The sequence below is a fragment of the Affinundibacterium macrobrachii genome, assembly GCF_014652415.1.
GTDB lineage: Bacteria > Pseudomonadota > Gammaproteobacteria > Burkholderiales > Burkholderiaceae_D > Undibacterium > Undibacterium macrobrachii.
Map to the genome: position 1 here is coordinate 121,570 of NZ_BMYT01000007.1, position 12,736 is coordinate 134,305.

General features: G+C 45.6%; 12 protein-coding genes. 8 read left to right on the forward strand and 4 right to left on the reverse strand.

Annotated features, from left to right (window positions below):
• Positions 1-19: 19 nt before the first annotated feature.
• Positions 20-601: a 5-formyltetrahydrofolate cyclo-ligase gene (locus tag IE103_RS16785; RefSeq protein ID WP_189347373.1), complete on the reverse strand. Its 582-nt coding sequence runs from the start codon at positions 599-601 to the stop codon at positions 20-22.
• 33 nt (positions 602-634) lie between these two features.
• Between IE103_RS16785 and IE103_RS16790 the strand changes: the two genes are divergently transcribed.
• From IE103_RS16790 to IE103_RS16810, 5 genes are all read left to right on the forward strand, one after another.
• On the forward strand, positions 635-2,674 hold the full coding sequence (locus tag IE103_RS16790; RefSeq protein WP_189347374.1) for a lytic transglycosylase domain-containing protein: 2,040 nt from the start codon (positions 635-637) through the stop codon (positions 2,672-2,674).
• A 17-nt stretch (positions 2,675-2,691) separates the two neighbouring features.
• Positions 2,692-3,411, forward strand: a complete 720-nt coding sequence (locus tag IE103_RS16795) for a glutathione S-transferase family protein (RefSeq protein ID WP_189347376.1) — start codon at positions 2,692-2,694, stop codon at positions 3,409-3,411.
• Positions 3,412-3,500: 89 nt separating this feature from the next.
• Positions 3,501-4,736 carry a multifunctional CCA addition/repair protein gene (locus IE103_RS16800; RefSeq protein WP_189347510.1) on the forward strand — a complete coding sequence of 412 codons (1,236 nt, stop codon included), beginning with the start codon at positions 3,501-3,503 and terminating at the stop codon, positions 4,734-4,736.
• A gap of 155 nt (positions 4,737-4,891) precedes the next feature.
• Positions 4,892-5,719, forward strand: coding sequence for a hypothetical protein (locus IE103_RS16805; protein ID WP_189347378.1), 828 nt, complete (start codon positions 4,892-4,894; stop codon positions 5,717-5,719).
• 125 nt (positions 5,720-5,844) lie between these two features.
• A complete protein-coding gene (locus IE103_RS16810) occupies positions 5,845-6,861 on the forward strand; it encodes a PstS family phosphate ABC transporter substrate-binding protein (protein WP_189347380.1) in 1,017 nt (338 codons plus the stop codon).
• Positions 6,862-6,960: 99 nt separating this feature from the next.
• Here the strand turns inward: IE103_RS16810 and IE103_RS16815 are convergent, their stop codons facing one another.
• The gene (locus IE103_RS16815) at positions 6,961-7,461 is read right to left on the reverse strand and encodes an Lrp/AsnC family transcriptional regulator (RefSeq protein ID WP_189347382.1); all 501 of its coding nucleotides are present in this window, start codon (positions 7,459-7,461) and stop codon (positions 6,961-6,963) included.
• Between the two features lie 200 nt (positions 7,462-7,661).
• On the opposite strand from IE103_RS16815, the gene hppD reads away from it, so the two are divergent.
• The 3 genes from hppD (at position 7,662) to IE103_RS16830 (ending at position 10,760) form a co-directional block, all read left to right on the forward strand.
• Positions 7,662-8,780, forward strand: coding sequence for a 4-hydroxyphenylpyruvate dioxygenase (gene hppD / locus IE103_RS16820; RefSeq protein WP_189347384.1), 1,119 nt, complete (start codon positions 7,662-7,664; stop codon positions 8,778-8,780).
• 75 nt (positions 8,781-8,855) lie between these two features.
• Positions 8,856-9,740 carry a phenylalanine 4-monooxygenase gene (gene phhA, locus IE103_RS16825; protein WP_189347386.1) on the forward strand — a complete coding sequence of 295 codons (885 nt, stop codon included), beginning with the start codon at positions 8,856-8,858 and terminating at the stop codon, positions 9,738-9,740.
• A 225-nt stretch (positions 9,741-9,965) separates the two neighbouring features.
• Positions 9,966-10,760, forward strand: coding sequence for a type IV pili methyl-accepting chemotaxis transducer N-terminal domain-containing protein (locus tag IE103_RS16830; RefSeq protein WP_189347388.1), 795 nt, complete (start codon positions 9,966-9,968; stop codon positions 10,758-10,760).
• Between the two features lie 167 nt (positions 10,761-10,927).
• Here the strand turns inward: IE103_RS16830 and IE103_RS16835 are convergent, their stop codons facing one another.
• Both IE103_RS16835 and IE103_RS16840 read right to left on the reverse strand, forming a co-directional pair.
• Positions 10,928-11,824, reverse strand: a complete 897-nt coding sequence (locus IE103_RS16835; protein ID WP_189347390.1) for an LpxL/LpxP family acyltransferase — start codon at positions 11,822-11,824, stop codon at positions 10,928-10,930.
• Positions 11,821-12,681 (reverse strand): lysophospholipid acyltransferase family protein, encoded by an 861-nt coding sequence (locus IE103_RS16840; RefSeq protein ID WP_189347392.1) that lies wholly within the window; start codon positions 12,679-12,681, stop codon positions 11,821-11,823. Before IE103_RS16840 ends, IE103_RS16835 begins: the two co-directional genes overlap by 4 nt.
• Positions 12,682-12,736 lie beyond the last annotated feature (55 nt).

Sequence of the window (12,736 nt, forward strand, 5' to 3'; positions counted from 1 at the left end):
GATCGCAGTCTTCGCTGATTCAAATTGAAAGCTGAAGTTCAGTAATTATATGCGTGAGTGGAATATCATAAAGTTCGGGCGTGAATTCGGTGTGCGCCAGTTGGTAAGCGATACCCACCGACTTTGCTTGCGGTAGTTGCGCCAAACTGCGGTCATAAAATCCGCCACCGTAACCTAGCCTAAAATTTTGCGAACTAAAGCCGACACAAGGGATCAGTAGCATATCGGGGGCAATACCATGCTCACGATTGCGAGGAATTGGGATGCCAAAACTATCGGTATCCATGGCATCGCCTGGACACCATTCAACAAATTTAAGTGCTTGCGCTTTGCCGACAACGATGGGCAGCGCTAATTTGACACCGAGCTGCTGTAATTCTTGGTAACACTGTAGTAAGTCCGGTTCAGCTTGGATAGGCCAATATACCGCTAGGTGTTGCGGCATGTTTTGTTGAATCAAAGTGATGACTTGTTCGGCGATGCTGCGATCCCATTGCTGGCGCAGGGCGAGTGGGGTTTCTTTACGAATTTGCAGTAAATCGCGGCGTAATTGCGCTCGGTTTGGCATTTGTTCTTTTACGCTATGGTGTGGCTGTGTCATACTGTTAACAGGTTTAAGAAGGATATGCTTGAAATGTTAGAACAACAACTACATGGTCGCTTTACAGGTTGCTTCACACGTCGCTTTATGCGTCGTTTAGTATGCGGCATCTTTGGCAGCAGCTTTGCTATGTTAGCAGCTTTGCCTGTCTTTGCAGAAAATGCTCCTCATCCAGTCTCGCTTGAGGCCGCGATGAGCGCACCAGTCACAGGCGTCATCAACGATGACGATCGCTTTATGGCCTTACGTGACGCAGCGATACACGATGATGCTAAGGCCGCGCAAATGCATGCTTCACAATTGACGCAGTATCCGATTCCTTCGTATGTGGATTATTACGTATTACGCACCCGCATTCGTTCGGCATCGGCGGCAGAGATGCAAAGCTTTTTTAAGAAATATGAAGGTAGTGCAATCGCTGATCGCTTGCGTAATGATTGGTTATTGGTGCTTGGTTATCGCGGTGATTGGACGAATTTTGATCAGCAGTTACCCCTGTATGTGGTGAATGATGATCATCAAGTCAAGTGCTACGCTTTGTTATCCAAAGCGCTCAAGCAGCAACGTGTGGCAATTGAAGCGCGCAGTTTGATCACCTCGCCCAAACAATATGGCGACGGCTGCTATCAATTGATTGGTACGCTGTATGAACAAGGTCAATTTACTGATGCTGACTTGTGGGCGCAAATGCGTATCGCTGCAGAGTCTTCGGCAATGCCACTAGCAAAACGTTTAGGAAAGATGTTGAATATTCCTGAAAAGCGTTTAGTCGAGGCGATGGATAAACCGAACAATTTGCTAAAAAAAGCGCCAGCCAATGATCGATTGAGTCGTGAATTATTTTTGATGGCTTTAGGACGCGCTGCAAAACAAGATCCAGACAAGTCGGTCGCTGCACTTCAAAAGTTTGGGGATAAGTTGAATGCGAATGACAAAGCGCAGGCTTGGGCAAATATCGCATTACCAGCATCACAAAAATTGCAAGCCGAGGCACTTACGTATTGGAAGCGTGCTGATGCTGCTCATTTAAGTATAGAGGCGTATCAGTGGCGAGCACGCATGGCCTTGCGCGAGGGCGATTGGAAAATGGTGAAGACTGCGATTGCGTCAATGCCGATTGCGTTGAAGAACCAGCCAGCTTGGATTTATTGGCATGGTCGTGCGCTTCAACAAGAAGGCAAAAAAGAAGAAGCGCAAAATGTCTTTGCGAGCATCTCAGACCAAATGCATTTTTATGGGCAGTTGGCACTTGAGGAGCGCGGACAGAAGATTGGAGTTCCTGCATTGGTTAAGCCTGTTAGTCCGGAAGAATTAGCGCCAATTGCACAAAACCCTAATCTACAACGTGCCTTGAAATTTTATGCGATGAATTTACGCTTTGAAGGTACGCGTGAATGGAATTGGGCTTTGCGTAGCATGAGCGAGCGCGAACTGATTGTAGCAGCTGAGTTTGCCCGTCAAAATGCTTTGTTGGATCGCATGGTCAATACTTCAGACAAAACGAAATCGGATATTGATATTCATCAGCGCTTTCCAACGCCATTTAATGACAGTATGTATAAAGCCACGCAAGCGGTCGGCGTTGATATGGCTTGGGTGTATGGCTTGATCCGACAAGAATCTCGCTTTGCTACTGCAGCGAAATCGCATGTTGGTGCCTCTGGCTTGATGCAAGTGATGCCGAAAACAGCGAAGTGGGTCGCTAAAAAAATCGGATTGTCCGATTACGTGCCGCATCAAGTAAATGATGTCGAAACGAATCTCGCTTTGGGCACCAATTATTTGAATATGGTACTGACCGATTTAGGCGGTTCGCAAGCCTTGGCTTCTGCTGCTTACAATGCTGGACCAGGTAGGCCGCGTGCGTGGCGCTCCACTCTGACGCGTCCAGTAGAAGGCGCGATTTTTGCAGAGACGATTCCATTTTCCGAGACACGTGATTACGTCAAAAATGTTTTGTCGAACGCCACTTATTACGCGGCGATTTTTGAGAAAAAACCGCAATCATTAAAAGCGCGTTTAGGCACCGTCATACCTAAAGGGATGAGTGCCGATGAGCCTGAATATCAATAGCTGAGTAGGAGTCTGTCATGCAAACGAATGAAGAAAACTTAGACCTGCAAACGACCCTCGCACCATTGCAGCACGCCATGCGTAAGAGTAATTATCGTCTAGTGATAGGCAATAAAAATTATTCTTCGTGGTCGATGCGCCCTTGGTTAGTGATGAAAACTTTTGGCATCCCATTTGAAGAGATCAAGGTGTTATTAGATAGGCCGGATACCACACAAAAAATCTCGGAATATTCTTTGTCTGGTCGCGTGCCTGTTTTGTTAGGTGACGACTTGGTGATCTGGGATTCTTTAGCGATTTGCGAATACTTGGCAGAGCGTTTTCCGACCTATCACTTATGGCCAGAAAATGTCGCTGCGCGTGCAACTGCACGTAGCGTTTGTGCTGAAATGCATTCTGGATTTAGTCAATTACGAAATGCGATGCCGATGAATATTCGAGCCAATTTTCCGGGTAAAGGTCGCACCGCTGGTTCGCAAGCTGATATAGGTCGTATTAGTGAAATTTGGGAAGATTGCCTCTCCACTTATGGAGCGCATCGTTTCCTGTTTGGTGATTTCTCTATCGCCGATGCATTTTTCGCGCCGGTTGTGATGCGTTTTAAAACTTACGGAGTTTCCTTGGCACCGGCCTTGCAAGCGTATTGCGAACGAGTCGAAGCGCATCCTGCTGTGACGCAATGGGTGCTTGGCGCATTAGATGAACATGACGATATGCCTAAGTATGATTTTCCTTAACCTGAATTTGCCTGCATATTGAAATCTGCGTATTTAAATCTGTGTATTGAAGTCTGCTTATTGAAATCCGCTCAGTGATATCTCCTATGTTGAAATCCTATGTTGTCGGTGGTGCGGTACGTGATGCCTTGCTGGGTTTGCCCGTGCAAGATCGTGATCATGTGGTGATTGGCGCGACTCCGGAACAAATGTTAGCGCAAGGCTTTGTGCCGGTTGGAAAAGATTTTCCGGTGTTTTTGCATCCCAAGACACACGAGGAATATGCGCTCGCCCGTACTGAGCGCAAGACTGGCGCTGGCTACAAAGGTTTTGTATTTCATACCGATCCTAGTGTCACTTTAGAACAAGATCTCATCCGTCGTGATTTGACCATCAATGCGATCGCACGAGATGAGCATGGCGGCTTGATTGATCCTTTTAATGGACAACGCGATTTGCAAGATGGTGTGTTTCGCCATGTTTCCGCCGCATTTGAAGAAGATCCTGTTCGCATTCTTCGCGTCGCGCGTTTTGCTGCACGTTTCTCAGTAGCTCCACATGCTTTTGTGGTGGCGCCAGAGACAATGGCGTTGATGAAATCGATGGTGGCAGCGGGGGAAGTTGATGCCTTGGTGCCAGAACGGGTGTGGCAAGAGATATCACGCGGCTTGATGGAGCAAAAGCCTTCTCGTATGTTCGACGTATTGCGAGAATGTGGTGCTCTAGCGAGATTGCTTCCTGAATTAGATGCACTATGGGGCGTGCCGCAACCAGCAAAATTCCATCCCGAAATTGATACAGGTGTGCATATCATGTTGGTGATTGATTATGCGGCACAACAGGGCATGTCTTTGCCGATACGCTTTGCCGCTTTATTGCATGATCTCGGTAAAGGAACTACCGATCCTGCGATATGGCCACGTCATCATGGGCACGAAGAGCGTGGCATTGCTTTAGTGAAAAAGGTCTGTGAGCGCTTGAAAGTACCCAGTGATTGTCGAGATTTGGCGATCATGACGGCGCGAGATCATGGCAATGTTGGACGCAGTCAAGAAATGCGCCCTGCGACTTTACAAGACATGCTGGAGCGGAATGACGCCTTTCGTAAGCCACAACGCTTTTTGGATATGTTGAAGGCTGCGGAGTGCGATTGTTTTGGTCGCGCTGGTTTAGAGAATATTCAATTTCCGCAAGTGGCATTCTTAAGTGCGGTCTTAAATGCGGCTTTGGCAGTGAATGCCGGTGAAGTTGCACAACAATTTTTAGGTCAACCGCAGAAGATCGCAGAAGCAATACGTATCGCACGTATTGATGCCATTCGATCATTGATCTCTGCATCGGCATAGGCATCTGCATCTGCGTTTAATTGATGCTGATATAACTAGCCATGTAATCATCTCGTCATAACTCGTCATTAAAATTCGAACACAAAATAAGAGTGCTGTTCTGTATTGGATTACAGCACCGATTCTTGCTAGTTCAATTCCAGATGATAGAGAAAATGATGTTACACAAGTCCCTCAAGTTCGTTTTTGCCTCGATGTTTTTTTGTGGTGCTGCTGCAAGTGCTGATTATCGTCCAGCACCCGCTGCTAGCGTCACGCCACCGCCCTTACTTACCGCTGGCATGTTTCGACTAGAGTCAGAACGTAGTTATAAACTGAGCTTGCAAATGGCTTTGGGGATTTTGAGTGGACACACTGAAGTACAACGCTCACGTTCGTTAGAAAATATTGCCCGCTTGCGCAAAGATTTGTCACGCCAAGTACGTTCAGAAAAAAGTGGTAAAGCCTTTAATCGCGTCAATCTTGCATTGAATGATCAAGTCGAATCATTACCTCGCTTGAATGCCAAGACAGCTGCCGCGATGTATGACGTGAACGAAGATATTTTGATTAAAATGAATTTCTTGTCCTTCGCACTTGAGACAGAAACCAATGATGCTAGTTCTCGTGTGACCGGCTTGGCTTTGCGTCAAGCTTCTTTGGCACAACGGATGGCAAAAATCGTTTTACTCCGTTCCATGGATAAAAATATGCAGGCAAAGCAAGGCTTGCAAGTGGATTTGGCGCAATCACGCATCGAATTTGTCAATGGTATGCATCTACTCGCGGAAGAGGCGCAATCCGACAAGGCACTGCGAGATCGACTCAGTTTAGCGCAGCAACAATGGCTGTTTTATGAGAAGGCATTGAGTTCTCCTCAGTTCAAAGCGGAAGACTTACGCAATATTTCTTCTACCAGCGATCGTATTGCGCAAATGATGGTGGAAATTGTACGACTCGGCTATGGTTTGCCGCCAGATCCTAGCATCATCGCGCAGCAGTAATTGATAGACGACATTAGCTCAACTTAGCCTAGCTTAGCTCAGCTTTGCAATACGCAATAATACCCAGCCCAATTTAGCTTTAGCGAAAAAAGCTTGATACCAACTAAGATACCTCAGGATAAATCATGAAATTAACTCCTCAGAAAAAATTACATGCATCGATTGCCTTATTTATTTTCGGTGCCTTATTGTCGACGCAAGCGACTAAAGCACAGGCGCAATCGATGATTAAGATCGATGGTTCTAGCACGGTATTTCCGATTACCGAAGCCGTGTCAGAAAAATTTCGTGAAAAAAATAGTGCGGTGAAATTCACGATTGGTATCGCCGGCACTGGTGGTGGTTTTAAAAAATTCTGCAAGGGTGAGACCGATATTTCGAATGCATCGCGTCCGATTCTGAAAAAAGAAATGGCCGAGTGCAGCAAGAATGGTGTGTATTACATGGAATTGCCTGTTGCATTTGATGCGGTGACTGTGGTGATTCATCCTAAGAATAAGTTTCTTAGCAAAATCACCGTGGAAGAGCTTAAAAAGATTTGGGAGCCGGCAGCACAAGGTGTGATCACGACTTGGAATCAAGTTAATCCAGCATGGCCTAAAACACCGATTAAATTGTATGGCCCTGGTGCCGATTCTGGTACGTTTGATTACTTTACCGAGGCGATCAATGGCAAGGCAAAATTAAGTCGGACTGACTTTACTACCTCAGAAGATGATAACGTGATTGTGCAGGCAGTATCGCGCGATGTGAATGCGATGGGCTATCTTGGCTTTGCCTATTATTCTGAAAACAGTAAGCAATTGAAGGCAGCAGCAATTGTTGCGAAAGACGCTAAGTCTGCGGTCTTGCCATCAGTGAAGACGGTGATGGATGCTAACTATCAACCATTAGCACGTCCCTTATTTATTTATGTGAATGCGAAAGCGGATCAACGTCCGGAGGTGAATGCCTTTGTTGATTATTATCTCAATAATGCAGATGCGATCGCCAAACAAGTGAAGTACGTTCCTTTGTCGATGAAAGACTATCGTCACACCATGGTGAATTACAAAGTGAAGAAGACAGGAACCGCATTTGGCGGCGAGGCAGAAGTTGGCGTTACGATTGAAGAGTTGTTAAAACGCGAACCGAAAAATTAGTCACTGAGTTTTGAACTAAGATTTGCACAAGCTCAGACACAATTCAGTACAAGAAAGCCAGTAGTATTACTGGCTTTCTTATTTTATGAATTGAGCGATTTAGCTCATGCCGACTGGCAGTGCGGTGGTATCTTTAATCTGCTGCAAAGCAAAACTCGATTTCACATCCAGCACTGCAGGATGTTTTAACAAAGTCTCCATCATAAAGCGCGAGAAATGATTCATATCTTCGACGCGCACCCGCAATAAATAATCCATTTCTCCGGTCATTGCATAGCAAGCGACGACTTCTGGCCATTGCTCGACTGAAGCAGCGAAATCAATTCGTGGTGAGCGAGAGTTGCCTTTGGCGGGTGTGTCGGTATGTTTCTCCAACCTGACATTAATATAAGCCAATAAGCCGAGTCCAATTTTTTCCGCTTCTATTAGCGCAACGTACTTGCGTATTACCCCTGCATCTTCTAGTCTTTTGATACGGCGTAGGCAAGGCGATGGAGATAGATTGACGCGTTCTGCGACTTCCTGATTCGTCAATCTACCATCGGCTTGTAAAATCGCTAAAATTTTACGATCAATTTTATCTAGTTCAATTTGGGGCATGTTCTGCTCTATGTTTGATTTTTGTAGCAATATTATTGCTCAAATAATCGTTAATGTGCAGTATTTTGGAATTTTATGGCGTATTAGAGGCTTTATACTTGCGGATTGATTTGGCGCAAGGAATCTTTGTTTTGATAGCGATAAATAAATAATCTGACATTGCTTGCATCATAAAAATTGTTTTTTAACCGGAGATAACAATGACCTTCCAAACTTGGGAAAACCCGATGGGGACAGATGGTTTCGAATTTATCGAATACGCTGCGCCAGAACCAAAAGAACTTGAAAAATTATTTATTGAAATGGGTTTTACTGCGATTGCTAAGCATCGCACCAAGAACGTTACTTTGTATCGCCAAGGTGACGTTAATTTCATTATTAATGCGGAACCAAATTCGTTTGCACAACGCTTTGCACGCAAGCATGGACCGTCCGTGTGTGCATTCGCGATTCGTGTGAAAGATGCCAATTTTGCTTACAAACGTGCGTTGGAATTAGGCGCATGGGGCTTTGATAATCAAACGGGACCAATGGAATTGAATATCCCAGCAATCAAGGGTATTGGCGATTCATTGATTTATTTCGTTGATCGTTGGCAAGGTAAAGACGGTGCCGAAAAAGGTGCGATCGGTAACATCAGTATTTATGATGCTGACTTCGTAGCGATCCCAGGTGTTGATCCAAATCCAGTTGGTCATGGCTTGACTTACATTGATCACCTAACACACAACGTACACCGTGGACGTATGGCTGAATGGTCTGATTTCTACGAAACTTTGTTTAACTTCCGTGAAATCCGTTACTTTGACATCGCTGGTAAATTGACTGGCTTGAAATCAAAAGCGATGACTTCTCCATGCGGCAAGATTCGCATTCCAATCAACGAATCTTCGGACGATAAATCTCAAATCTCTGAATACTTGGATCTGTATCACGGTGAAGGTGTGCAGCATATCGCGATGGGTACCGACAATGTGTACCAAACTGTCGCCGATATGAAAGCTGCTGGCGTGTCTTTCCAAGATACGATTGATACTTACTATGATTTGGTCGATCGTCGTTTGCCTGGTCATGGCGAAGATGTGGAAGCCTTGCGCAAATTGCGTGTATTGATTGATGGTAAGAGCACAGAAACGACGCGTGAATTGTTGTTGCAGATTTTTACAACGACAGTCATCGGTCCTATTTTCTTCGAAATCATTCAACGCAAAGGCGATCAAGGTTTTGGTGAAGGTAATTTCCGTGCCTTGTTTGAATCGATTGAATTGGATCAGATTCGTCGTGGTGTCTTGAAAGACGATACAACCACTACAGCGTAATTCGTCATAAGCAAATTACGACACTAATAATAAAAAAAGCTAACAATACGTTAGCTTTTTTTTGGAGACAAATAGATGGATACCTCAGTTTCAAATGAAGATTTCTTGGCGACGGTAGCCGAAAAATCGAATGGTGCTGCCTTACGTGGTGATTACGCGCATATGGACGCACACTATGTGGTGCAACAAGATTGGGCTGCCTATACCGAAGCCGAACATGATCTCTGGCGCAAATTGTATCAACGTCAAATGGCACTCCTGCCGGGACGTGCATGCGATGAATTTATCGAAGCATTGGCAAAGATGGATATCAGTGCCGGGATTCCGGTATTCGAAAAAACCTCTAAAGAATTATTCGCTGCAACGGGTTGGACAATTGTTGCGGTACCGGGCTTGATTCCTGAACTGACATTTTTTGATCATCTGGCGAATCGTCGGTTTCCGGTGACTGTTTGGTTACGTAAACCTGAAGAATTTAATTACATAGTTGAACCCGATGTGTTCCATGATTTCTTCGGTCATGTGCCACTTTTGTTTAATCCCGTATTTGCCGACTATATGCAGCGTTACGGTCAGGGTGGTTTAAAAGCGATGCGGCTCGGTGGCTTGGACGAACTCGCGCGCTTATATTGGTACACGGTGGAGTTTGGTTTGATCAATACACCGGCCGGCATACGTATTTATGGTGCAGGTATTTTGTCGTCTGGTGGCGAAGTCGAATATTGCCTGACGCCTGGTACAAAGTCGCGCCACATTCGTTTAGATATTGAGCGCTGCTTACGTACTTTGTACAAAATTGACTCGTATCAAGAGACGTATTTTGTAATCGACAGTTACCAACAGTTGTTTGATGGCACCGCGCCCGACTTCACTCCGATTTATCAAAAGTTAAAGTCGATGGATGTGCTGCCAGCAAATACCTTGTTGGCCGACGAAATCGAATTACTTCCCGCGCTTTAAATCACTGCGGTGCGTGACGGTTAAGGTGGTCACGCACTTTCTCTAGTTAGTTTGACACTGCGTTGGTACTAACAAGTACTGACTTCCGCTAACTACGTCTCAGGCTTTTCAATTAGTAGTTATTCCCTAAGCTAGTCCTTAATTTTGCCTTCGGTAGTTCGAATGGCGAATGGTTTACATTGCGCTGGCGATTTACTATTTCTGATCATTTTCGGGAGTGTAAATATGCAACGTAGAGATTTTATAAAAATCGGGTGCGTGCTGAGTGCCAGTTGGGGGTTCAGTTCAGTTGGTTTTGCGCAAGTACAAAATCTGAATGATGCGATCAACAAGGCGGGACGACAGCGCATGTTATCGCAACGTTTGGCGAAAGCATATTTGCAGATTGGTATGGGTGTTGATCTCGACCAATCTCGAAAAATCTTGGACGCTTCCGCTGCGCTGTTTGATCGTCAATTGATCGAATTAAAAAATTTTAAGGCGACAGCCGAGATCAAAGATGGGATTTTGAAATCGGAGAAGACTTGGCTGGTGTACAAAGATTTACTACTAGGCAAAGCCGCCAATCCTAGCGACGCAAAGCAAGTGCTGCAGATCAGTGATTCACTACTCACGATGGCTGATCAAGTGACGCAACAATTAGAAAAGCAGGCGAATTCCGCTGCTGGCAAATTAGTGAATATCGCTGGGCGTCAGCGCATGCTATCGCAACGCATGGCAAAGATGTATCAAGCCATACAGTGGGAGGTTGCCGAAGCGTCGAGTATGCAATCTTTGGAAACAATGCGAAAAGAATTTAATAGCAATATGCAGCTATTAGAATCCAATGCAGACACCACCAAATCTATCCAGAATGAATTGAAGTTGGCGCGTCAGCAATGGGCGTATTTTGATCACGCCATTCGGCAGCCTGCTGATCCACGTATGCGCCAGCAATATGCAACGACAGTGGCGACAACCAGCGAGCGCATTTTGCAGCAAATGGATATTGTTACAGGCATGTACCAAGCGCTCAGTTAGGATCACCCAGGATCACTTAGGCTCAACTAAGCTCACTTAAGCTCAATTGAGTGCGCGTTGCTGGATGTGGCAATGAACGACAGTGTTTAACGCTAATTGCATGCGTTATCCATGCCATGCGCAATGTCAGCGCCAATCGATTGATTGGCGTTTTTTTTTGATGAGGTTTATTGATGCGTATCTTGAAATTGCTGGGTGTTTTTGTAGACGCTCACTTCACCTTGTGGTCGTGTTTTGAAGCGGCGGTGAGTCCAGAAATATTCGGCTGGCATCTTCAAGATTTCTGATTCGATATAGGCATTCATAAAACGGGTCGAGCTAACGATATCAGTATGCGGGTAGTCTTCCCAAGCTTGATCAAACTTCACATCCCAACCATCGTAGCCCGGACGTATGCTGGCGATCACCGGAATCACTTTGGCATGGGTTGCCGCAGCAATTCGTGGTAATGCGGTGAGTGTCGCAGCGGGCACACCAAAGAAGGGCACAAATTCGGCATCTTTGGCACCAAAATCCATGTCGGGTAACATGAAGAAGGGTAGATTTTCTTTCATCGCGCGAATGATAGGTTTGACACCTTCTGCACGTGAAAATAATTTTACTGGGCGAAAACGTGAGCGACCTTTGCGTAGCGCCTTATCGAAAGTTTTGTTTCTTTGCGTGGTGTAGATCGAACAGAGTGAGGATTCCAACATCACTGCAACACCCGCAACATCGAGACTCACAAAATGTGGGCACATGAAAATTGTTGGTGAGCTCGTCATTTCCGCCATCGGCATGGCATAGTCGACATGAATTAATTTACGTAGCCGGCGCTCGGAAGACCACCAGAGAATACCTCGTTCCAATACGCTACGCACATAGACTTGAAAATGGCGTCGCGTGATTTTCTTTCTTTCTGACTCTGGCATTTGCGGAAAACATAAGCGCAGATTCGTTAAACAGATATGGCGACGGCGACTCAAAATAAGATATAAAAGACTACCTAAGCCTTCGCCAATACGCGCCAAGATCGGCAGCGGCAGCCAGTGCAGCAGCCACATTATTAGTACGGCAAATCTCATGCGTTTTCCTGTGATTGGGTTTCTTCTGGACCGCTGACACCATCTGGTTTTTTATAGCGGTGATAACTCCAGAAATACTGACTCGGTACCTTAGCGATGAGTTTTTCCATTGCTTGATTAATGGCGCGGGCTTGTTGTGCGGCGTCGCCGTCGAGTGACTCAGTAAAGGGAACAAAGCGTTGCACGAAGCCACGACCGAAAGGCAGGCGCTCGGCATAGGTCAAGATAATTGGCGCACCTGTCATCGCCGCTAATTTGGCAGATAAAGTCATGGTGTAAGCTGGTTTCCCAAAAAAATCAGCCCACACGCCTTCACCTTCTTGCGGTACTTGGTCGGGTAATAAGCCGATTGCTTCGCCTTTTTTTAAGGCTTTAGCCAAAGCACGAACACCGGATAAATTAGCTGGTGCTAATAACATGCCACTGGATGCGCGTGCGTCTTCAAGTAGCGGCTTCAAAGCGTCTTTTTTTGGCTGTCTGTATAGCACCGTCATTTTGGTGCGCAAGGCGATGGATTTTCCGGACAATTCAAAGCAACCTAAATGCGGTGTCAAAAAAATCACGCCTTTTTTGGCATCAATCGCAGCTTGTGCGATTTCCCAATTTTCTAAGCGAACCTTGGCGGCCAATCGTTCTGGTTTGCCTAACCAAATTAGCGGCAATTCCATAATATTTTTGCCCGCTTCGCGCAATGCGACACCGACTTGCTCTTCGCAAGAGGCGAGTGCCATATTGCTACGCATGCGTTTGCGATAAGTTGGCGATAAGGCGTACACCACATAGCCAAGAATGACACCGACAAAGTGCAAGACAGGAAGTGGGAAAACCGATAAAAAACGGAACAGACGAATTAACATGAGTCTGGAAATGATGGTGAATTACTAAGAGTGATGGATTTTTTCATATTGATAC